The 21838-nt window shown below is 60.6% G+C and carries 16 protein-coding genes; 9 read left to right on the top strand and 7 right to left on the bottom strand.

What is annotated here, in order from left to right:
* Positions 1–62: 62 nt before the first annotated feature.
* Entirely contained in the window at positions 63–1757 is a 1695-nt protein-coding gene (locus J1D76_RS03990; RefSeq protein WP_421137139.1) for an AMP-binding protein, read from the top strand.
* A 685-nt stretch (positions 1758–2442) separates the two neighbouring features.
* Here J1D76_RS03990 and J1D76_RS03985 read toward each other — a convergent pair.
* The 3 genes from J1D76_RS03985 to J1D76_RS03975 form a co-directional block, all read right to left on the bottom strand.
* Entirely contained in the window at positions 2443–3342 is a 900-nt protein-coding gene (locus J1D76_RS03985) for a hydroxymethylglutaryl-CoA lyase (protein ID WP_421137138.1), read from the bottom strand.
* 71 nt (positions 3343–3413) lie between these two features.
* Positions 3414–3815, bottom strand: a complete 402-nt coding sequence (locus J1D76_RS03980) for a MerR family transcriptional regulator (RefSeq protein WP_007992801.1) — start codon at positions 3813–3815, stop codon at positions 3414–3416.
* A 188-nt stretch (positions 3816–4003) separates the two neighbouring features.
* A complete protein-coding gene (locus J1D76_RS03975; RefSeq protein WP_421137137.1) occupies positions 4004–4933 on the bottom strand; it encodes a LysR family transcriptional regulator in 930 nt (309 codons plus the stop codon).
* A gap of 165 nt (positions 4934–5098) precedes the next feature.
* Between J1D76_RS03975 and J1D76_RS03970 the strand changes: the two genes are divergently transcribed.
* Positions 5099–6328, top strand: a complete 1230-nt coding sequence (locus tag J1D76_RS03970) for an acyl-CoA dehydrogenase (protein ID WP_421137136.1) — start codon at positions 5099–5101, stop codon at positions 6326–6328.
* Between the two features lie 179 nt (positions 6329–6507).
* Here the strand turns inward: J1D76_RS03970 and J1D76_RS03965 are convergent, their stop codons facing one another.
* Complete coding sequence (locus J1D76_RS03965; protein ID WP_421137135.1) at positions 6508–7848, bottom strand: substrate-binding domain-containing protein; 1341 nt, start codon at positions 7846–7848, stop codon at positions 6508–6510.
* Between the two features lie 224 nt (positions 7849–8072).
* Positions 8073–8885: an exodeoxyribonuclease III gene (gene xthA, locus J1D76_RS03960; RefSeq protein WP_421137134.1), complete on the bottom strand. Its 813-nt coding sequence runs from the start codon at positions 8883–8885 to the stop codon at positions 8073–8075.
* 254 nt (positions 8886–9139) lie between these two features.
* Here xthA and J1D76_RS03955 point away from each other — a divergent pair, with 254 nt between their 5' ends.
* The 7 genes from J1D76_RS03955 to J1D76_RS03925 all read left to right on the top strand — a co-directional run bounded on the left by J1D76_RS03955 (position 9140) and on the right by J1D76_RS03925 (position 20357).
* Positions 9140–9790 (top strand): GNAT family N-acetyltransferase, encoded by a 651-nt coding sequence (locus J1D76_RS03955; protein ID WP_421137133.1) that lies wholly within the window; start codon positions 9140–9142, stop codon positions 9788–9790.
* 78 nt (positions 9791–9868) lie between these two features.
* On the top strand, positions 9869–11596 hold the full coding sequence (locus tag J1D76_RS03950; RefSeq protein ID WP_421137132.1) for an autotransporter assembly complex protein TamA: 1728 nt from the start codon (positions 9869–9871) through the stop codon (positions 11594–11596).
* The gene (locus J1D76_RS03945; RefSeq protein WP_421137131.1) at positions 11593–15264 is read left to right on the top strand and encodes a translocation/assembly module TamB domain-containing protein; all 3672 of its coding nucleotides are present in this window, start codon (positions 11593–11595) and stop codon (positions 15262–15264) included. Before J1D76_RS03950 ends, J1D76_RS03945 begins: the two co-directional genes overlap by 4 nt.
* A gap of 237 nt (positions 15265–15501) precedes the next feature.
* The gene (locus tag J1D76_RS03940; protein ID WP_421137130.1) at positions 15502–15975 is read left to right on the top strand and encodes a MarR family winged helix-turn-helix transcriptional regulator; all 474 of its coding nucleotides are present in this window, start codon (positions 15502–15504) and stop codon (positions 15973–15975) included.
* Positions 15972–17441 carry an efflux transporter outer membrane subunit gene (locus tag J1D76_RS03935; RefSeq protein WP_421137129.1) on the top strand — a complete coding sequence of 490 codons (1470 nt, stop codon included), beginning with the start codon at positions 15972–15974 and terminating at the stop codon, positions 17439–17441. Before J1D76_RS03940 ends, J1D76_RS03935 begins: the two co-directional genes overlap by 4 nt.
* Positions 17442–17457: 16 nt before the next feature.
* Positions 17458–18660, top strand: a complete 1203-nt coding sequence (locus tag J1D76_RS03930; RefSeq protein WP_421137128.1) for an efflux RND transporter periplasmic adaptor subunit — start codon at positions 17458–17460, stop codon at positions 18658–18660.
* A 164-nt stretch (positions 18661–18824) separates the two neighbouring features.
* Positions 18825–20357 (top strand): DHA2 family efflux MFS transporter permease subunit, encoded by a 1533-nt coding sequence (locus J1D76_RS03925; protein ID WP_421137127.1) that lies wholly within the window; start codon positions 18825–18827, stop codon positions 20355–20357.
* A 123-nt stretch (positions 20358–20480) separates the two neighbouring features.
* On the opposite strand, the gene lpxH is transcribed toward J1D76_RS03925, so the two are convergent.
* Both lpxH and J1D76_RS03915 read right to left on the bottom strand, forming a co-directional pair.
* Positions 20481–21230, bottom strand: a complete 750-nt coding sequence (gene lpxH / locus J1D76_RS03920) for a UDP-2,3-diacylglucosamine diphosphatase (RefSeq protein ID WP_421137126.1) — start codon at positions 21228–21230, stop codon at positions 20481–20483.
* On the bottom strand, positions 21227–21730 hold the full coding sequence (locus J1D76_RS03915; RefSeq protein ID WP_046037821.1) for a peptidylprolyl isomerase: 504 nt from the start codon (positions 21728–21730) through the stop codon (positions 21227–21229). The genes lpxH and J1D76_RS03915 overlap by 4 nt, the downstream gene beginning before the upstream one ends.
* Between the last annotated feature and the right edge of the window lie 108 nt (positions 21731–21838).

The raw sequence follows: 21838 nt of genomic DNA, 5'->3' as shown, positions 1-21838 counted from the left end.
GGGAGCTTGCTCCCACGCCACACAAGCCTCGCTCCTACAAAATAAAGACAATAGGGGTCGTCATGGATCAACCCAGTGCAAGCCCGCAACGCAGTTATACCCGTGGTTCCCAGGACAAAGCCTTGTTGGCGATGACCATCGGCCAGGCGTTCGACAACACGGCTGCGCAGTACCCGGACGGGGAGGCGCTGGTGGTGCGCCATCAACAGCTGCGTTACACCTGGCGGCAATTGGCCGAGGCTGCTGACCTGCACGCGAGGGCGCTGTTGGCGCTGGGGTTGCAAACCGGGGATCGCCTCGGCATCTGGGCGCCGAATTGCGCGCAGTGGTGCATCACCCAGATTGCGACGGCAAAAATCGGTGTGGTCCTGGTCAACATCAATCCCGCTTACCGCAGCTCCGAGCTGGAATACGCCCTGAAGCAATCGGGTTGCCAATGGCTGGTGTGTGCCGGCGCCTTCAAGACCTCGAATTATCACGCGATGGTGCAAGGCCTGGCGCCAGAACTGGCTGAGCAATCGATCGGCCAATTGCACTGCGAGCGGTTGCCGGATCTACGCGGCGTGATCAGCCTGGATGTGCAGCCGCCATCGGGGTTCCTGCCCTGGTCGCAACTGGCCGATCTGGCGGGCAGCGTGTCTGTCGAGCAATTGCATGGACGCCAGCACAGCCTGCACTTCGATCAGCCGGTAAACATTCAGTACACCTCCGGTACTACGGGTTTTCCCAAAGGCGCGACGCTCAGCCATTACAACATTCTCAACAACGGTTACATGGTCGGCGAAAGCCTGGGCCTGACGGCGGCCGATCGGCTGGTGATCCCGGTGCCGCTGTATCACTGCTTCGGCATGGTCATGGGCAACCTTGGCTGCATCACCCATGGCAGCACGATGATTTATCCGAACGACGCGTTCGATCCACTGCTGACGCTGCGCACCGTGGCCGACGAAAAAGCCACGGCGCTGTATGGCGTGCCAACCATGTTCATCGCCTTGCTCGATCAACCGCAGCGTGCCGAATTCGACCTGTCGAGCCTGCGCACCGGGATCATGGCGGGCGCAACCTGCCCGATCGAAGTGATGCGTCGGGTCATCAGCGAAATGCACATGAGCGAAGTGCAGATTGCCTACGGCATGACGGAAACCAGTCCGGTGTCATTGCAGACCGGTCCTGCAGACGACCTGGAGCTGCGTGTGACCACCGTCGGCCGCACCCAGCCGCAGCTCGAAAGCAAGATCATCGACGAAGCGGGCAACCTGGTGCCGCGTGGCGCCATCGGTGAGCTGTGCACCCGTGGTTACAGCGTGATGCTCGGTTACTGGAACAACCCCGAAGGCACCGCAGAAGCCATCGATCAGGCGGGCTGGATGCACACCGGCGACTTGGCGAGCATGAATGACGAGGGGTATGTGTGCATTGCCGGACGCAACAAGGACATGATCATTCGTGGCGGTGAGAATATTTACCCGCGGGAGCTGGAAGAGTTCTTCTTTACTCACCCGGCCGTGGCCGACGTTCAGGTCATCGGCATCCCGTGCTCACGTTACGGCGAGGAGATCGTCGCCTGGATCAAGTTCCACCCTGGCCACAGCGCTACCGAGCAAGAGCTGCAAATCTGGTGCAAGGAGCGCATCGCACACTTCAAGACGCCGCGTTACTTCAAGTTCGTTGAGGAGTTTCCGATGACCGTGACGGGCAAGATCCAGAAATTCCGCATGCGCGAGATCAGCGTCGAGGAACTCAAAGCGAAGCTGTAAGGCGCGGGTGAAATACTGTAGGAGCTGGCTTGCCAGCGAAAGCGGCAGCCCATCCGACATTGAACTTGGCTGACCCACCGCGTTCGCTGGCAAGCCAGCTCCTACAGGGGCTGCGTAAATCTCAAACGCCAGACAGCACAAAGGGGAGCCGAGGCTCCCCTTTAATTTGTCGTTGCGCGTGCTCTTTTTTATTATTGAGGGTCGGTCTGTTTTTGTTTTTGGCAACCGTTGCCCTTTACCGCTTTTTTTTGCGATCCCCATTCGGGATCAAGAGCAAACGTATTTTTTTGAGCGCTGATCTACTTTCTCGCCAAGCGATCCAACCAGTTCGGGAGCTACCTGAAGGTAGTTTTATTATTCTCTGTCCGGTTGCGGGTTACTCCGAAAAGCACCCTGAAAAGCACATCTTCTCCAAAAAAATCTGTTAGCTGCGTCTCTGCCGTGTTGTTTTTGTTATGTCAGAGTCGTTACGTCTTGTTTTTATTAGGTGTGTCGCAATTTTTTATTCTTGTTGTGCGATAGATAAAGCAGGTGGCGTGCCAACTTTTTAAAAGCCTTTAAAATCAATGATTTGATGGATTATAGGGTTTGGTGTCTAAGGGAAAACCCTACATTTTGTTTCCGTGTTACTCGTTTGCGCCCACGTTTGTGTCCGCGCGGTAACACCCGGACACACACAGCGCACTCACTGCGCACTTCGAGCCTTGGCGACGCGGGAACCGGTAGGACGCCCCAACACGGAACAAATCTGTTGACCGGCGAGCATCAAGGCGTCGAGGTCGATGCCGGTGTCGATGCCCAGGCCGTTGAGCAGGTAGACCACGTCCTCGGTCGCGACGTTACCGCTGGCACCTTTGGCGTAAGGGCAGCCGCCCAGGCCGGCGATGGAGCTGTCGAACACGGAAATGCCTTCAAGCAGGCTGGCATAGATGTTGGCCACCGCCTGGCCATAAGTGTCGTGGAAATGCCCGGCGAGTTTCTCCCGCGGCACATCCTTCGATACCACTTCAAACATCCGGCGGGTCGCGCCGGCGGTGCCGGTGCCGATGGTGTCGCCCAGCGACACTTCATAGCAGCCCATGGCAAACAACTCGCGTGCAACCGCGGCGACCTGCTCCGGCGTGACGTTACCTTCGTAGGGGCAACCCAGCACACACGACACATACCCGCGCACCGTCACGCCCTGTTGCTTGGCGGCGTCCATGATCGGCACAAAACGCTGCAGGCTTTCGCTGATCGAGCAATTGATGTTGCGTTGAGAAAACGCTTCCGACGCCGCAGCGAATACCGCCACTTCCTTGACCCCGCAGGCGAGGGCATCTTCGAACCCACGCAAGTTGGGAGCGAGCGCGCCGTAGACCACGCCCGGCTTGCGCTGGATCTGCGCGAACACCTCGGCGGACCCGGCCATCTGCGGCACCCACTTGGGCGATACGAAACTGCCAACTTCTATATAGCCAAGACCGGCGGCGGTCAGCGCATCGACCAGTTGCACCTTGTCAGTAACACTGATGGGCTGGGCTTCATTTTGCAGGCCATCGCGCGGGCCGACTTCTACAATGCGTACGTGGGAGGGGAGGGACATGGGATTGGACCTGTGCTGATTGTCTGAGTGTTCACAAAGACCTGTAGGAGCGAACTGTGGAGAGTGTGTATCTACTGGACCGATTCCTGGCTCTTGAGCGTCTGCTCCAGCGCCTGCACGCAGCGCTCTTCGGCGGTGTCCAGTTCCAGCTTCATCTGCTCGATGTCCAGCAATTGCTGTTCAAGCTGTTCGCGGCGCTCGCTGATTTTCGCCAGCATGCTGTGCAGTTGCTTGGTGTTACCGCTGGACGGGTCGTAGAGCTCGATCAACTCGCGGCATTCGGCCAGCGAGAAACCGATGCGCTTGCCCCGCAAGATCAGCTTCAGGCTGACCTTGTCGCGCGGCGAATAGATGCGTTCCTGGCCACGGCGCTCGGGGCTGAGCAGGCCTTGCTCTTCATAAAAGCGAATGGCACGGGTGGTGATGTCGAGCTCGCGGGCGAGGTCGGAGATGCTGTAGGTCTGGCTGCTCATGGGCGCGCTCGAATATGGTTATGGCGCTAAGCTAAAGGTAGGTTGACGTTTACGTCAAGGGGCAGGTTTTTTCAGTGTTCTTGCTGGCCTCTTCGCGGGCAAGCCCGCTCCTACAGGGATCTCTGATCACTTCAGATCCAATGTGGGAGCGGGCTTGCTCGCGAACAACAATAACGCGGTGTAACGCCTTACGCCTTTTCGAGCTTTTTCTCCTGCGCCGTGACCTGCTGGCACAACTCGATCATCTGCTCGCGCATCCAGCGGTTCGCCGGGTCCTGGTCGGTGCTTTCGTGCCAGTAAAGGTGAGTCTCCACCGGCGGCACATCGTTGACCGGCAGATAAAAGGCGTGCAGTTCGTTTCGACGGGCAAAGCGTTCCGGCACGGTCATGACCATGTCCGTCTGCTGCAACACCTGCGAGGCCATCAGGTAATGCTGGGAGCGCAGGGCGATCTTGCGCTGGATGCCCATTTTTCCCAGTGCCAGGTCGACATAGCCCAGGCCGCTGCGACGGCTGGAAATATGGATGTGGGTCAGGCTCAGGTAATCATCCAGGGTGAGTTTTTCCTTGCCCGCCAGCGGATGCCCCTTGCGCATGGCGCACACGTAGCGGTCTTCCATCAATTTGACGTGGCGCACTTGCGGATCGGTGTTGAGCGGCGCGTCCACCGCGAAGTCCAGACGGCCGGCCGCCAGTTCCTTGGTGGTTTCACGGCGCTTGGACAGGAAGCTTTCGATGACCACCGTGGGCGCCATGCGCCGCAGGCGCTGGAACAGCGGCGGCAGGATCACCGCTTCGGTGAGATCGGTCATGCTGATGCGGTAGGTCTTGACCGCTTGCTGCGGGTTGAAAATGCGGCTTTCCTGTACCGATACGCGCAGCAGCGAGAGCGCGTTGCGCACCGGGCCGATGATGTTCTGGGCCATGGGCGTTGGCACCATGCCCTGGGCAGTGCGCACGAACAGCGGGTCGTTGAAAGTCTCGCGCAGGCGCGCCAGCGCGTTCGACACCGCCGGTTGAGTAATACCGACGATTTGCCCGGCGCGGGTCAGGTTGGCCTCGGTATAAATCGCGTCGAAGACGATGAAAAGGTTGAGATCGACCTTGCTCAGGTTCATTACGCGGCTCTCTTATTGTGTGGGCGGACTGACCGTGACGATCAGTCGATCATATATCGGTGATGAATGTTTATACACGCCGAGAATAGGCTAGGTAAATTTTCATGGCTGTTCTAGCATCGAATGCATGACCTAAACAACCTCTCCCAAGAAGGTATCTCGCTCATGGATTTCGCTTATTCGACCAAGGTTCAGGAACTGCGTGAGCGCGTGACAGCGTTCATGGACACCTACGTGTATCCCGCCGAAGCCGTGTTCGAGCGCCAGGTTGCCGAAGGCGACCGCTGGCAGCCGACCGCGATCATGGAAGAACTTAAACTCAAGGCCAAGGCCGAAGGCCTGTGGAATTTGTTTCTGCCTGAGTCCGAACTTGGTGCCGGCCTGACCAACCTTGAATACGCGCCGCTGGCAGAAATCATGGGCCGCTCGCTGTTGGGGCCAGAGCCGTTCAACTGCTCGGCACCGGACACCGGCAACATGGAAGTGCTGGTGCGCTACGCCAACGAAGAGCAGAAACAGCGCTGGCTCGAACCGCTGCTGCGTGGCGAGATCCGCTCTGCATTTGCCATGACCGAACCGGACGTCGCGTCTTCCGACGCCACCAACATGGCTGCCCGTGCGGTGCGCGATGGTGACGAGTGGGTGATCAACGGCAAGAAATGGTGGACGTCGGGTGCTTGTGACCCGCGCTGCAAGATCCTGATCTTCATGGGCCTGAGCAACCCCGACGCGCCGCGTCACGCCCAGCACTCGATGATCCTGGTGCCGGTCGATACCCCCGGGGTGAAGATCGTGCGACCGCTGCCGGTGTTCGGCTACGACGACGCCCCTCACGGTCATGCCGAAGTGCTGTTCGAAAACGTCCGGGTGCCGTACGAAAACGTACTGTTGGGTGAAGGACGCGGCTTCGAAATCGCCCAAGGTCGCCTTGGCCCGGGCCGGATTCACCACTGCATGCGTTCGATCGGCATGGCCGAGCGCGCATTGGAATTGATGTGCAAACGCTCGGTGAGCCGTACGGCATTCGGCAAGCCCTTGGCGCGTCTGGGCGGTAACGTCGACAAGATCGCCGACTCGCGGATGGAAATCGACATGGCACGCCTGCTGACATTGAAGGCGGCGTACATGATGGACACCGTCGGCAACAAAGTGGCGAAAAGCGAGATCGCGCAGATCAAGGTGGTTGCGCCGAACGTTGCGCTACGGGTGATCGACCGGGCGATCCAGATGCACGGCGGAGCCGGGGTTTCCAACGATTTCCCGCTGGCCTACATGTACGCCATGCAGCGCACCCTGCGCCTGGCCGACGGCCCGGACGAAGTGCACCGTGCGGCCATTGGCAAGTTCGAAATCGGTAAATATGTGCCGAAAGAGATGATGCGTAACGGGCGTTAATCCCGCAAAAATTTCGCGGACAGCGAACCTTTGTGGCGAGGGGGCTTGCCCCCGTTGGACCGCGAAGCGGGCCTGAATTCATTCACCGTGTTGGCTCTGATGCAACGCGGTGGATGATTCGCGACTGCTTCGCAGCCGAACGGGGGCAAGCCCCCTCGCCACATAGTTCGTATTTCAATTCAATACACCCAAACCTCAACCCGGCGATTCTTGATCCGGCCTTCATCGGCGCTATTGGCCGCCACCGGCATTTGCGCACCAAATCCGCGGACCTCGCGAAACACCACGCCGCTTTTCACCAACTCCCGCCGCACCGCCATCGCCCGCAACTTCGACAGCAAGTCGGCACGCGCCGGGTCGCTCTTGGCATCGCCGAACCCCACCAGTGTTATCTGGCCATTGGTTTTGCCGTGCTGCTTTATATAGTCGAGCACCCGGGACAGGTCTTGTTGGGCCTTGTTGTCCAGCGTGGCGCTGCCTTCTTCGAAGCGAAAATTCACCGATAACCGCTGCGCGTGACGGCTGAGCGCCTGATAACCCTCGGGCATCAATGCATTGGGCGTCACGCTCATGGCCTGGACGGTCTGGGCGATAAAGCCATTGGCGGCGACAATGGCTTGCCCTTTATTGCTTTGGGCGAACGCAGTCAGCGCCTCGGCCCAAGGATTTTTCCCGGACGGTGGCAGGTAAAGGAACAGCCGACGGGACAGCGGATAGTCTTCCGTGGCAATCAGATTGTTCAGCGGCAACATGGCTTGAGATTGCCCGTCGACAATCGCCACGGCCTTGGCACTTCGCACGTAGGGCAAACCGATAAAACCGATGCCCTGCGGGTCCGCACTGACCGCGTCTGACAGTTGCTCACTGGATTCGAAGCGTTTCGCCGTGCTGCTGAGACTTTTCCCACGAGCACTCAGGACCAATTCCTTGAACGTGTCGTAGGTCCCGGACTGATCATCCCGTGCATACAGATGAATCGGCCCACCCTTGCCGCCAATGTCTTCCCAGGTGTTGACGTCGCCACTGAACATGCGCGCCAGTTGTTCGGTGCCAAGTTGCTGCAGCGGATTGTCCGGGTGAAGGATGATTGCCAGGCCGTCAATGGCGATGACTTGTTCCGCAGCCGGACTTTTCAGATCGCCCAGGGATTGAAGGTTGACCCGTTCGCTGTCCTTGATCGGGCGCGAAGAGGCAGCGAGGTCGGCATTGCCGGTTTTCAGGGCGGCAAACCCCGTGCTGGAACCGTGGGCTGCGACTTCCACGACGACCCGGCGGCCCTGATCGGTTTCACCGACGATGCGCAGTTCGTTGGCGGTGTCCAGCGGTTCGCGGTGGATATTGCGCAGACCCTGTTCGCTCAGCAGGCCTTCGACCAGCGCCGGCCCCAAGGCCGCGCCAATGGTGTTGGAACCCTGGATGCGCAGCACCGGGCCTTGTCCGGAGGTCGGTAAATTACCGGCCGCCGCCAGGTGTGGCATGCCCAGGCACAGCAGCAACAGGAACAACACGCGCAGCATCATGCCGGCACCTTATATCGCCAAAGGAGGTGCCGGGAGATTAAGTCAGTAAGGTTTCCGAAATATGACGCTTTGTTGTGGGTGTCGATTGAGTGTGCCGACACAGAACAGCTGTAGGAGCTGGCTTGCCAGCAAAGAGGCCGGCCCAGCCAGCATCAATGTTGCCTGACAGATTGCCTTCGCTGGCAAGCCAGCTCCTACAAAGGGGTTGAGGTGACTGTCGGAAATCAGCTCAACTCTAGCCAGATCGGTGCGTGGTCCGACGGTTTTTCCATGCCGCGCAATTCGTAGTCCACCCCCGCGGCCTTCACCCGTGGCAGCAAGCCGTGGGAGGCGAGGATCACGTCGATGCGCAGGCCACGCTTGGGCTCGTCTTCGAAGCCACGGCTGCGGTAGTCGAACCAACTAAAGGTGTCGCTCACGTCCGGGTTCAAGTGACGGAAACTGTCAGTCAGGCCCCAGTTCTTCAGGCGCGCCATCCACTCGCGTTCTTCCGGCAGGAAGCTGCATTTGCCGGTTTTCAGCCAGCGCTTCATGTTGTCCGGGCCGATGCCGATGTCGCAGTCTTCCGGGGAAATGTTCACGTCGCCCATCACCACCAGCGGCTGGTCGTTCTTGAACTGGCTTTCCAGCAATTGCTGCAAATCGCCGTAGAAGCGTTGCTTGGCCGGGAATTTGGTCGGGTGGTCACGGCTTTCACCCTGTGGGAAATAGCCGTTCATGATGGTCACCGGCACGCCGTTGGCGTCGGCGAAAGTGCCCCAGATGAAGCGCCGCTGGGCGTCTTCTTCATCGGTGGCGAAACCTTTGTGCAGGGCCAGCGGTTCCTGGCGCGAGAGCAGGGCGACGCCGTAATGGCCTTTTTGCCCGTGGAAGTACACGTGATAACCCAGGGCCTGTACCTCGGCCAGCGGGAATTGTTCGTCGTGGACCTTGGTTTCCTGCAAGCCGATGACATCGGGCTGGTGCTTGTCGATCAGCGCCGCCAGCTGATGGGGACGGGCGCGCAGCCCGTTGATGTTGAAGGAGACGATCTTCATGGTCGGCAGTCCTGGCAAAAGGGCGATGCTAGCTGACCTGTGGGAATCGGGCCAGTGTGGGGTGAGGGGATTGGGTTTTGTCAGTCAGTTTTGTGTGGGCGAGCCGTGTGGGAGTGAGCCTGCTCGCGAAGGCAATTTCATTGCCTACACTGAGTTCGGATCTTAAGGGAACTGTGTCAGCACTAACCAGCTCGTAACATCATGGTAACAACAAGAGCGCAGCCGCCCGAGCTGTGCCGGGGAGATCAACCGTCATGCCCGAAACCTCGACCGTCATCGCCGATATTCACATGCTCGACAGCGGCTACGCCCGCGAAGCCCGTTCGCTGTTGTACCAGGCTTATCGACACGAACCGACCTTCGCGTACCTGTTCGAAGCCGACCGGCCCGGCTATGAGCAGCGCGTTCGGGCCACCGTGCGCGAACTGGTGACTCAGCATTTTCTCCAGGACCTGCCGGCCATCGGCCTGTTGGTCAACGACCGCTTGATCGGCATCGCCCTGATTGCGCCGCCGCAGCGGCGCCTGGGCGTCACCGACAGTTGGGCCTGGCGCCTGCGCATGGTCCTCAGCACCGGGTTTCGCTGCACCCGTCGCTACCTTGAATATCACGCGGACGTGGAAGCCTGCGTGCCGAACGACTCGGTGCATGTCCTGCCATTGCTCGGCGTTCATCCGCAGTTCCAGGGCAAACACTTCGGCGAGCAGTTGCTACAGGCAGTGCACAACTGGTGCGCGGTGGATGAGCACTCGCAGGGTGTGATCCTCGACACCGGCAATCCGCGTTATCTGGAGTTCTACAAGCGCCAGGGCTATGAGGAAATCGGTGAGGTTGCTGTAGGACCGATCCGCGAGCATGTGTTTTTTCACCCCAATCCCCAGGTGATGCACAGCGCGTCGGCCTAGCGGGCGAACTTTGCGGGCATGCCAGGCTCTATCACGCTCCCATGTTCATGAACCATGCTCGTGATAGCATCCGCGCCTATGAAGTTTCCAGGAAGAATTACCAGCGGTGTGCTGATGCTGATAACCAGCTGCGCAGCGTTGGCACAAAGTGAATTGGATGTACGGATCAAACCGTCCAATGACGAGCTGAAAGCCAATATAGAGGGCTACATCGGCAGCCTCGGCGATCGTGACGAGCAAGCGTTGCTGCGCTTCAGTCGTGGTGCCGAGGAGCAGGCGCGCAAGGCCGCCCAGGCCTTGGGTTATTACCAGCCGCACATCGACAGCGAAGTCAAGGGCGGTGACAAACCACGCCTGGTGCTGAAGGTCGATCCCGGCGAGCCGGTGCACCTGCGCAATGTCACGGTGCGCGTCGAGGGCCCCGCAGCCTCCCTCAAATCCTTTCGAGTCCCCAAAAGCGACGCGCTCAAGCCCGGCGCAGTGCTCAATCATGGACGCTATGAGGACGCCAAGCGCCTGATCCAGAACCAGGCTTCGCGTTATGGCTTTTTCAACGGCCACTTCACCAGCTCAACACTGTCCGTCGACCCACGCGCCGGTGTCGCCGATATTGAATTGATCTACGCCAGCGGTCCGCGCTACACCTTGGGCAAGGTCAGTTTCGAAGGCGATACGCCGTTCGATGACGATCTTCTGCAACGCATGGTGCCCTTCAAGACCGGCACGCCGTACGACTCGGAACTGATTGCCGAACTCAACCAGAACCTGCAATCGAGCGGTTACTTCGAAGGTGTTCGGGTGGATGCGGCCCCTACCGAGTCGAAAAACCAGGCGATCCCGGTGGACGTCAAGCTCGAAACCCGCAAGCCGCGGACCATGGGCCTGGGTTTGGGGTTTTCCACCGACGTCGGCCCACGGGCCAAGGCCAACTGGACCCGGCACTGGGTTAACGCCCAAGGGCACAGTTACGGCTGGGAAACCGAAGTCTCGGCACCGCGGCAAAACGTCGGGGTGTTCTACGACATTCCGCTCGATCCGCCGCTGACTGACAAACTGCGGTTTGCCGGTGGTTACCAGAATGAAGAAATCGCCGACGAGGACAGCCACAGCAAGCTGCTGACCCTCGGTCCTGAATGGCACAGCAAGTTGCCCAGTGGCTGGCAGCGGGTGGTGTCGCTCAAATGGCAACGCGAGGATTACCAACTCGGTGACGACTCGGGGCTGAGCAACCTGCTGATGCCGGGCGTGAGCTATTCGTACCTAAAGAGCGACAACCGCATCGACCCGCATAACGGCTATCGGCTGCAATTCGAAACCAAGGTGGCCAAGGAAGGCTTGGGCTCCGACAGCAACCTGGTCTATGGCACGGCGCTGGTCAAAGGCTTGACCACGGTGTTCGACAACCATCGTTTCCTCGGGCGCGTGCAGGTCGGCGGCAGTGCCACCAACGGCTTCAATTCGGTGCCGCCATCGCTGCGCTTCTTCGCAGGTGGCGATCAGAGCGTGCGCGGTTACGACTATCAGAGCCTGTCCCCGGAAAACTCCGACGGCGATCGCATCGGGGGTCGCTACATGGTGGCTGCCAGCGCGGAATATCAGTACTCCATCGCCGAAAAATGGCGGATCGCGACCTTTGTCGACCAAGGTAACTCGTTCAATACACTCGAACTGCCGAACCTCAAGACCGGCGTGGGTATCGGCGTGCGCTGGGTATCGCCGGTGGGGCCGATCCGCCTCGACCTGGCCCATGCGCTGGACGACGATGGCGGCATTCGATTGCACTTTTCCATGGGGCCTGAGCTGTGAAGCGTGGTTTGAAAATAACGCTGCTGGCGATCGCGGCGCTGTTGATGCTGGTGGTGCTGACACTGGCCACGGTGTTGGGCACCGCGACCGGCAGCCGTTGGGCATTGGGCTTGGTGCCGGGTTTGAGCCTGGACAACTTGCAGGGCCGGCTGGCTGGGCAGTGGAGTGCCGACCGGGTGTTGTGGCAACAGGACAACAACCGGGTTGAACTGAACAAGGTGATTTTTGCCTGGTCGCCGTTGTGCCTGGCGCGCATGACCCTGTGCATCGAACAATTGCAGGCCGATCAGGTCAACCTGACGTTCCCGCCAGGGGCAGAAGAACCGAGCAGCGGCCCGATCACGCTGCCGGAATTGAAGTTGCCAGTGGCCATCGAGCTGGGCGAGATCAAGATCGGCAGCCTGTTATTCAACGGCAGCGAGGAACTCAAGGGACTGCAACTGGCGGCGCACTGGACAGCGGCCGGTTTGAAGATCGATTCCGCATCGCTACAGCGCGATGACCTGAGCCTGAACCTGTCCGGCCTGCTGCAACCGAGCGGCAACTGGCCGCTCAGTGCCGAAGGCAAGCTGAACCTGCTGATGACGCCGCAGCCCTTGGCGCTGGCGTTGAAGATCGACGGCGACCTGCTGAAAACCCTCAACCTCAAAGCCGACAGCAGCGGCTATCTCAACGGCCAACTGAGTGGCGAATTGCAACCGTTGGTGGAAAACCTGCCGGCCACGGTGCGGATTATCGCCGATGGCTTCAAGCCTGCTGCCGACTTGCCGGACACCCTGCAACTCAATCAGCTAGAACTCACCGGTGCCGGCGACCTGAAGAGCGGCTACGCGCTGCTCGGCAAGGCCACGTTACCCGCCGAGCAAGGGCCGATTGCCCTGGCACTGCAAGGCAAGGTCGACGCCAAGGGCGCGCAGATCGCCGCGCTCGACCTGACCGCCAACGACAAGCAAAGCCTCAAGCTCACCGGGGCGCTGGATTGGAGCAAAGGCCTGAACGCCGAGGCGAAGGTCGACTGGCTGGACTTCCCGTGGCATCGCCTCTATCCAGTGATCGACGAGCCACAAGTGGCGTTGCGCCGCTTCACGGGTGAAGTGTCCTACACCGATGGCAAGTATCTCGGGCATTTTGACGCCGCGGCGGACGGTCCGGCGGGCGCCTTCACCCTGGCCAGCCCGTTCGCCGGTGACCTGACCAAAATCTATCTTCAACAGATTCAACTCCAGGCCGGGCAGGGCAAGGCCGAAGGGCACCTGAACCTGCAATTTGCCGACGGCATTGCCTGGGACACCGCGCTGGACCTGTCGGCGATCAACCCGGCGTACTGGGTCGCGGAGCTGCCAGGCACACTGGCCGGTCCGTTGCGCAGTCAGGGCGAAATGAAAAACGACCGACTCAGCCTCAATGCCGACCTCGACCTCAAGGGCAAGCTGCGCGGCCAACCGGCAGTCATCCAGGCCAAGGCCGATGGCGGCGGCGAGCAATGGAATCTCAATGCGCTGCAAGTTCGCCTCGGTGACAACAGCATCATTGGCAAAGGCAGCCTGCAACAGAAACTCGCCGGTCAGATCGACATCAAGCTGTCGCGCCTGGGCCAGCTCTGGCCGCAGTTGCGCGGCCAACTCAATGGCCGCGTGGATGTCGCCGGTACGCTCAAGGCACCGCAAGGCAAACTTGACCTGCAAGGCTCGCAACTGGCGTTCCAGGACAATCGCCTGCAAAGCCTGAACCTCGACGCCACGCTGGACAGCGCGCAACGGGCGAAAATCGACCTCAAGGGCAGCGGCATCCAGGCTGGCGATACGTCACTGGGTACGCTGACCGCCAGCGGCCAGGGCGACATAAAGAGCCAGAAGCTGAGCCTCGACCTGCAAGGGCCGAAGTTGAAACTGGCGTTGGGCCTGGACGGTGCGCTGGACAAAGGCAACTGGCGCGGACGACTGGCCAACGGCGATATCCAGGCCGGTGGTCAGGACTGGAAGCTGCAAGGGCCGGCGAAACTCGAACGCCTGGCGGACGGCAAAATCAACTTTGGCGCCCATTGCTGGGCTTCCGGTCCGGCCAGCCTGTGCGGTGAAGACTCGCGCCTGGTGCCCGAGCCGAAGCTGCGTTATCACCTCAAGCAGTTCCCGATCGACAGCCTCGCGCAATGGTTGCCGAAGGATTTCGCCTGGCAGGGACGGCTCAATGCCGACCTGCAATTGGACCTGCCGGTCAGCGGCCCGAACGGCCAGATCAGCGTCGATGCCGGTGGCGGCACGTTGCGCGTCAAGGAAAAGGACCAGTGGCTGGATTTCCCCTACCAGACCCTGAAGCTCACCAGCAAGCTCACGCCCAAGCGCATCGACACCGAACTCAACTTCGTCGGTGGCAAGCTGGGCGAGCTGATGGTCCAGGCGCAGCTCAATCCACTGCCGAAGAACAAACCCTTGAACGGCTCGTTCCGCTTGAACGGGCTGGACCTGTCGGTGGCACGGCCGTTCGTGCCGATGGTCGAGAAACTGACCGGGCGCCTGAACGGCAGTGGCACGATTTCCGGCGGCCTGCTGGCGCCGCAGGTCAATGGCAGTGTGCAACTCAGCGACGGCGTGATTGCCGGGCCGGAGTTGCCGATGGAGTTGCAAAACCTGCACGTTCAGGCGCTCATCGCCGGTGAAAGCGTGCAACTCAACGGCGGCTGGAACAGCGGCAAGGGCGGGCAGGGCAGCCTGAACGGCAACATCGCCTGGGGCCAGGCACTGGTCGTGGACCTGGCGCTCAAGGGCTCGCAATTGCCGGTCAGCGTCGAGCCTTACGCCAAGCTCGAAGTCGCGCCGGACCTGAAGATCTCGATGAAGGGCGACGAGTTGGCCATCGCCGGCAAGGTGCTGGTGCCCAAGGGCGACATCACCATTCGCGAGTTGCCGCCATCGACGGTCAAGGTGTCCGATGACACGGTGATCGTCGGCCAGCAGACCGCGCAGGGCAAGCCGCCACTGGCCATGAAGATGGACATCCAGGTGGAGGTTGGCGAGGACAAGTTGAGCTTTGCAGGCTTCGGCTTGACCGCCAACGTGCAGGGTCATGTGCATATCGGCGACAACATGGACACCCGCGGTGAGCTGTGGCTCAACGACGGCCGTTATCGCGCCTACGGCCAACGGCTGTCGGTGCGCCGCGCACGCTTGCTGTTTGCCGGGCCCATCGACCAGCCGTATCTGGATGTCGAAGCGATCCGCCAGACCGACGACATCATCGCCGGCATCCGCCTCAGTGGCAGTGCCGAACAGCCGACCACGCAGATTTTCTCTGAGCCGGCCATGAGCCAGGAGCAGGCACTGTCCTATCTGGTGCTTGGGCGTCCGCTGAGCAGCAATGGTGAGGACAACAATATGCTCGCCCAAGCGGCCCTCGGCCTGGGCTTGATGGGCAGCGCCGGAGTGACCGGCAGCATCGCCAAGGACCTCGGCATCCAGGACTTCCAGCTCGATACCCAAGGCAGTGGCAACACCACCAGCGTAGTGGCCAGCGGCAATATCTCCGAGAAGCTCAGCCTGCGCTATGGCGTGGGCGTGTTCGAACCGGCCAACACCATTGCCTTGCGCTACAAGCTGAGCAAAAAGGTCTACCTCGAAGCCGCCGGCGGCGTGGCCAGTTCGCTGGACATCTTCTACAAGCGGGATTTCTAGGCCTGCACTCCCTCCAAAAGACCGCGTTGCGGCCTTCGCTGGCAAGCCAGCTCCTACACAAATCACACCCACCTGTAGGAGCTGGCTTGCCAGCGAAAGCGTCCGAATGATCACCACAAATCCCGACACCACTAGTCAACTATTTACCAAGCAGCCTAACTATTGCGTTGACATTCGCTGCCTAGGCAGTAACATCTCGTCATACATTCACTGCCTAGGCAGCTAATTGGTGGTCAGATGCAACATTTCTCTCCAGACGATTTCCACAATTGCCATCTCGGCCTGCTGCTTGGGCGTGCGGCACTGCTCAAGGACCGGATCCTCGACATCCGCATGGAGCCCCACGGCATCACCTCCGCGCAGTTCAAGGTGTTGATCATCATGGCCCAGTACGGCGTCGATTCGCCGGGTGAACTGTGTCGTCACCTGTCCCTCGACAGCGGCTCGATGACGCGCATGCTCGATCGTCTGGAGCAGAAGGGTTTCCTCGCCCGCCAACGCTCCGAGGCTGATCGCCGTCAGGTGCAGCTTGTCCTCACGGAGGAAGGGCAGACGCTCGCCGGGCTATTGCCGCACATCGGCGCCCAAGCCATGAATGAACTGGCTGGCGCCATCACTCCAGACGAGCTCAAGACCCTGGAACTGATCCTGAAGAAAATTTTGTTGGCAGCCGGTGACCCGATCACCCTGCTGCGAGTAGGTGACAAATGAGCAGTAAACCCTTGCGCACGGGCCTGAGCCTGGTGCTGTTGGCCATGAGCCTGGCCGGCTGCGCCAGTTACAGTGGCCTGAAGACCGAAGGCGTCAACCTTGACGCGAAGAGCCTCAAGGCAGGCCAATCCCTGGGCGGCGTGACGTTGTCGTCTGCGGCCTGGCCGAAAAGCGACTGGTGGAAAAGCCTTGGTGACCCGCAACTCGACGCCTTGATCCACGAAGCCCTGCGCGACAGCCCGGACATGCAGATTGCCGACGCCCGTGCCCATCAGGCCAATGCCGCGGCCAACGCCGCCGACGCCGAGCGGATGCCGACCCTGGACGCCAGCGCCGGTGTCAGCCGCTCGCGCCTGGCCCGCGATCAGGACCCGCTCGGGCAAGGTGACGCGTACGCCACCATTCGCAACGTCAGCAGCAGTTTCAATTACAACTTCGACCTGTGGGGCGGTCAGCGCGATGCCTGGGAAGCCGCACTCGGCCAGGCGCGCGCTGCCGAAGTCGACCAGCAGGCGGCGCGCCTGACATTGGCGGCTGATGTGGCGCGCGCCTACAGCGACCTGGGCCAGGCGCACATCGTCTATGACCTGTCCAACGAAGACCTCAAGCGTACCCGGCAAATGCTCGACCTGAGCCAGCGCCGGCTGACGGCCGGGATCGACAGCCAGTACCAGTTCCAGCAGACCGAAAGCCTGGAAGCCACCTCGCAGGCCAACCTGATCGACGCGGAAAAACGCCTGAACAGCGCGAAAATCGCCCTCGCTGTACTGCTCGGCAAAGGCCCGGACCGCGGCAATGAAATCGCCCGGCCGAACATTCTCCAGCCAAGTGCGGTAGCGCTACCTTCGGTGCTGCCGGCCGAACTTCTCGGGCGTCGCCCAGACCTGGTTGCCGCACGCTGGCGGGTCGAAGCGGCGAGCAAAAGCATCGATGCCGGCAAGACCCGCTTCTATCCCAACTTGAACCTCAGCGCCGCTGCCGGTGCCGAATCCTTATTGGGCGATGCGATGTTCGGTTCGGCCAGTCGCTTCTTCAACATTGCGCCGACGATTTCGGTGCCGATCTTCGACGGCGGCCGCCTGCGCGCCGACCTTGACTCACGCGACGCCGACTACGACCTCGCCGTGGCGCAGTACAACAAAAGCCTGGTGAAGGCGCTGGGTGACGTCAGCGACAGCATCAACCAGCTACGTGATATCGGCCGGCAGATTAGTGCCCAACAGCACGCCACCGACATCGCCCAGGATTCTTACAACACCGTGGTCCAGCGTTACGGTTCCGGCATCGGCAACTACCTGGACGTGCTTAGCATCGAGCAACAATTGCTCCAGGCCCAGCGTCAACTGGCCAACCTGAATGCCGAGCAGATCGACCTGTCGATCCAACTGATGCAGGCGCTGGGCGGCGGTTTCCAGCCTGAGGCCGTGGCCTCGGCCACCGCCACGCCAGCCACGCTGACCCACTAATTCAAGGTAATTTGTCATGGCCACTGCCGATACTACCCAAGCTCCTGAAAACACCCAGGGCAACCCCAATTCGGGCAAGCGCAAACTTATGCTGTTGATCCTCGCGGTCATCGTCGTGCTCGGCGGCGTGGGCGTCTGGGCCTACCACGAGCTCTACGGGCGCTGGAGCGAAAGCACCGATGACGCCTACGTCAATGGCAACGTGGTGGAAATCACCCCGCTGGTCACCGGCACCGTGGTCAGCATTGGCGCCGATGATGGCGACTTGGTGCATGAAGGCCAGGTGTTGATCAACTTCGACCCGAACGATGCCGAAATCGGCCTGCAAAACGCACAAGCCTCGCTGGCCCGTACCGTGCGTCAAGTGCGCGGCTTGTACAGCGATGTGGACGGCATGAAAGCCCAGGTCAACGCGCAGAAAGCCGAAGTGCAAAAAGCCCAGGACAACTTCAGTCGCCGCAAGAACCTCGCCGCCGGCGGGGCGATTTCCCAGGAAGAACTGTCCCATGCCCGGGACGACCTGACCTCGGCGCAAAACGCCCTGGCCAACGCCCAGCAGAAACTCAAGACCAGCAGTGCATTGGTCGATGACACCGAGGTGTCTTCGCACCCGGACGTGATGGCCGCCGCCGCGCAACTGCGTCAGGCCTACCTGAACAATGCCCGTAGCACCTTGATCGCGCCGGTGACCGGCTACGTGGCCAAACGTACCGTGCAACTGGGCCAGCGTGTGCAACCGGGCACCGCGTTGATGGCGGTGATTCCGTTGGATCAGCTGTGGATCGACGCCAACTTCAAGGAAACCCAGCTGCGTGACATGCGCATTGGCCAACCGGTGGAGATCGAAACCGACCTGTATGGCAGCAGCGTGAAATACAGCGGCACCATCGACAGCCTCGGCGCAGGCACAGGCAGCGCGTTTGCCCTGTTGCCAGCGCAGAACGCCACCGGTAACTGGATCAAGATCGTGCAGCGTGTGCCGGTGCGGGTCCACGTCAACGCCGATGAACTGGCCAGGCATCCGCTGCGGGTCGGCCTGTCGACCATGGTCGATGTCGATCTGCACGACCAGAGCGGGCCGGTGCTGGCGCAACAGCCGCCGCAGAAAGCGTCGTTCAGCACCAATGTCTACGACCGTCAGTTGGCCGAGGCCGACGCAATGATCGCCCAATTGATCCACGACAACAGCGCCGCCGCCAGCAAGACCGCGCAACGCTGATTCGCCATCGACCCGATCCTGTAGGAGCGAGCTTGCTCGCGAAGGCGAACTGACATTCAACATTGCTGTTGGCTGCAACACCGCTATCGCGAGCAGGCTCGCTCCTACAGGGTTAGCTGCGTCTGTTAAAGGCGCAGCGCCCATCAGGTTTCAAAGGATTCGCGATGAGCAATAACGCGTCTTTCACACCGCCCAGCCTGTTGCTGAGCACCATCGGTTTGTCGCTGGCGACCTTCATGCAGGTGCTCGACACCACCATCGCCAACGTGGCGTTGCCGACGATTTCCGGCAACCTCGGCGTGAGTTCGGAGCAGGGCACCTGGGTCATTACTTCGTTCGCCGTGAGCAACGCCATCGCCTTGCCGTTGACCGGTTGGCTCAGCCGCCGTTTCGGCGAGGTGAAGCTGTTTGTCTGGGCGACACTGCTGTTCGTGCTGGCCTCGTTCCTCTGCGGGATTTCCACCTCGATGCCTGAACTGGTGGGCTTTCGCGTATTGCAAGGCGTCGTGGCCGGGCCGCTGTACCCGATGACCCAGACCCTGCTGATTGCCGTCTACCCCCCGGCGAAACGGGGGTTGGCGCTCGCGCTGCTGGCGATGGTCACGGTGGTCGCGCCGATTGCCGGGCCGATTCTCGGCGGCTGGATTACCGACAGTTACAGCTGGCCGTGGATTTTCTTCATCAACGTGCCGATTGGCCTGTTCGCCGCGTGGGTGGTGGTCCAGCAGATGAAGAAGCGTCCGGTGGTCACCAGCCGTCAGCCGATGGATTACATCGGCCTGATCGCGCTGATCATCGGCGTCGGGGCATTGCAGATCGTGCTCGACAAGGGCAACGATGCCGACTGGTTCGAATCCAGCTTCATCGTCATCGGTACGGTGATTTCGGTGATTGCCCTGGCGTTCTTCGTGATCTGGGAGATGACCGATGAGCACCCGGTGGTCAACCTGCGCCTGTTTGCCCACCGCAACTTCCGCTACGGCACCATCGTGCTGATCCTGGGTTATGCCGGGTTCTTCGGGATCAACCTGATCCTGCCGCAGTGGCTGCAAACACGCCTGGGTTATACCGCGACGTGGGCCGGTTTTGCCGTGGCGCCACTGGGGATCCTGCCGGTATTGATGGCGCCGTTTGTCGGTAAATACGCACCGAAGTTCGACATGCGAGTACTGGCGGGCGGGGCGTTCCTGGCCATTGGCCTGAGCTGTTTCATGCGCGCCGGCTTCACCAACGAAGTCGACTTCCAGCACATTGCCATGGTCCAGTTGTTCATGGGGATCGGCGTGGCATTGTTCTTCATGCCGACCTTGACCATCCTGCTGTCGGATCTGCCACCCGACCAGATTGCCGATGGTTCCGGGCTGGCGACGTTCCTGCGCACGCTGGGCGGTAGCTTCGCGGCGTCGCTGACCACCTGGATCTGGATTCGCCGGGCCGACCAGCACCACGCCTACCTGACCGAAAGCATCACACCGTTCGACCCGGCGACTCGCGAGGCGCTGTCCAACCTGGGCGGAGCAGGGGCGAAGGCCTACACAATGCTGGACCAAACGGTGATCAGCCAGGCGTACATCATGTCCACGGTGGACTACTTCACCTTGCTTGGCTGGATGTTCATGGGATTGATCCTGATCGTGTGGCTGGCCAAGCCACCGTTTACCGCCAAGGCCGGGCCTGCGGCCTCTGCCGGCCACTAAACACCCTATACCCCTGTGGGAGCGAGCCTGCTCGCGAATACGGACTGACATTCAACAGTGATGTTGACTGACATGACGCTTTCGCGAGCAGGCTCGCTCCTACAGAGGGATTGTGTTGGGTCGTTAATTCGAGGGAGCAGCCAATGGCGGCGGGGCGAAGTCGAATGGCGCCAACGCAAACCCTTGCTCATCGACCTGCAACGCCCAACCCTGGCGATCCCAATCCCCCAACACAATGCGTCGGGCCGCTTGCTCGCCCAACTGCAACTTGTGAATCGCGGGGCGATGGGTGTGCCCGTGGATCAAGGTCTTCACGCCAAACTGCTGCATGATCCGCGGAATCTCTTCGGGCGTGACATCGACGATGTCGTTGGCCTTCATCCGCGTTTGCGCACGGCTTTCACTGCGTATTTTGCGTGCCAGCTTGTGCCGGGTGCTCAACGGCAAATGCCGCAGGATGAACAGGGTGATCGGGTTGCGCAGGTAGCGGCGCAGCTTCATATAGGCTTCGTCGCGGGTACAGAGGCTGTCGCCGTGCATCAATAGCACGGGCTCGCCGTTGAATTGCACGACACTCGGGTCCTTCAATAATGTGCAGCCGGCGGCTTTGCAGAACGCCTTGCCCAATAGAAAGTCGCGATTGCCATGCATCAGGAAAATGGCCGTGCCGCTGTCGCTGAGGTCGCGCAGGGCCTGGCAGATGGAACGCTGGAAGGGTGTCATGGCGTCATCGCCAATCCACACCTCGAAAAAATCGCCCAGGATGTACAGCGCACTCGCCGAGCGGGCGCGTCCGGCGAGCAAATCCAGAAACGCCCGGGTGATGTCCGGGCGCTCCTCTTCCAGATGCAAGTCTGAAATCAGCAATATCACTCAATGATCTCGGCTTTCTCGATGATCACGTCGTCTGCTGGTACGTCCTGGTGGCCGGACTTGGAAGTGGTGGCCACGCCTTTGATCTTGTCGACAACGTCGGTGCCGGCAGTCACTTTACCGAATACCGCGTAGCCCCAGCCCTGCACGTTCTTGCCGCTGTGGTTCAGGAAGCTGTTGTCCGCGACGTTGATGAAGAACTGCGCGGAAGCCGAATGCGGCTCCATGGTGCGGGCCATGGCGACGGTGTACTTGTCGTTGGAAAGGCCGTTGTCAGCTTCGTTCTGGATGCTTGGGCGCTTGTCTTTCTTTTCTTTCATGCCTGGCTCGAAACCGCCGCCCTGGATCATGAAGTTGCCGATGACGCGATGGAAAACAGTGTTTTCGTAGTGACCGGCTTTGACGTATTCGACGAAGTTAGCCACGGTGATCGGGGCTTTATCGGCGTTCAGTTCCAGGACGATATCGCCGTGGTTGGTAGTCAGTTTGACTTGGGTCATGATCGGTACTCTTTTGAGGAATTCGTGGGAGTTGGGACATTACGTCCGTTCACCGGTTCAGCCTGTAGCGGCCGAGGTGCGCAGTTTAGCGTGACAGGCGCGAATTTC

This window comes from Pseudomonas sp. NFX15 (assembly GCF_049132105.1).
In the GTDB taxonomy this organism is placed as follows: Bacteria; Pseudomonadota; Gammaproteobacteria; order Pseudomonadales; family Pseudomonadaceae; genus Aquipseudomonas.
The sequence above is the reverse complement of the archived record's forward strand: the minus strand, read 5'-3'. Positions and strand labels throughout refer to the sequence as shown.

Bases quoted from the DNA above. Each gene is read 5' to 3' on its own strand.
- J1D76_RS03990 (WP_421137139.1), top strand. From the start codon at position 63: ATGGATCAACCCAGTGCAAGCCCGCAACGCAGTTATACCCGTGGTTCC.
- J1D76_RS03985 (WP_421137138.1), bottom strand. From the start codon at position 3,342: ATGTCCCTCCCCTCCCACGTACGCATTGTAGAAGTCGGCCCGCGCGAT.
- J1D76_RS03980 (WP_007992801.1), bottom strand. From the start codon at position 3,815: ATGAGCAGCCAGACCTACAGCATCTCCGACCTCGCCCGCGAGCTCGAC.
- J1D76_RS03975 (WP_421137137.1), bottom strand. From the start codon at position 4,933: ATGAACCTGAGCAAGGTCGATCTCAACCTTTTCATCGTCTTCGACGCG.
- J1D76_RS03970 (WP_421137136.1), top strand. From the start codon at position 5,099: ATGGATTTCGCTTATTCGACCAAGGTTCAGGAACTGCGTGAGCGCGTG.
- J1D76_RS03965 (WP_421137135.1), bottom strand. From the start codon at position 7,848: ATGATGCTGCGCGTGTTGTTCCTGTTGCTGCTGTGCCTGGGCATGCCA.
- xthA (WP_421137134.1), bottom strand. From the start codon at position 8,885: ATGAAGATCGTCTCCTTCAACATCAACGGGCTGCGCGCCCGTCCCCAT.
- J1D76_RS03955 (WP_421137133.1), top strand. From the start codon at position 9,140: ATGCCCGAAACCTCGACCGTCATCGCCGATATTCACATGCTCGACAGC.
- J1D76_RS03950 (WP_421137132.1), top strand. From the start codon at position 9,869: ATGAAGTTTCCAGGAAGAATTACCAGCGGTGTGCTGATGCTGATAACC.
- J1D76_RS03940 (WP_421137130.1), top strand. From the start codon at position 15,502: ATGCAACATTTCTCTCCAGACGATTTCCACAATTGCCATCTCGGCCTG.
- J1D76_RS03935 (WP_421137129.1), top strand. From the start codon at position 15,972: ATGAGCAGTAAACCCTTGCGCACGGGCCTGAGCCTGGTGCTGTTGGCC.
- J1D76_RS03930 (WP_421137128.1), top strand. From the start codon at position 17,458: ATGGCCACTGCCGATACTACCCAAGCTCCTGAAAACACCCAGGGCAAC.
- J1D76_RS03925 (WP_421137127.1), top strand. From the start codon at position 18,825: ATGAGCAATAACGCGTCTTTCACACCGCCCAGCCTGTTGCTGAGCACC.
- J1D76_RS03915 (WP_046037821.1), bottom strand. From the start codon at position 21,730: ATGACCCAAGTCAAACTGACTACCAACCACGGCGATATCGTCCTGGAA.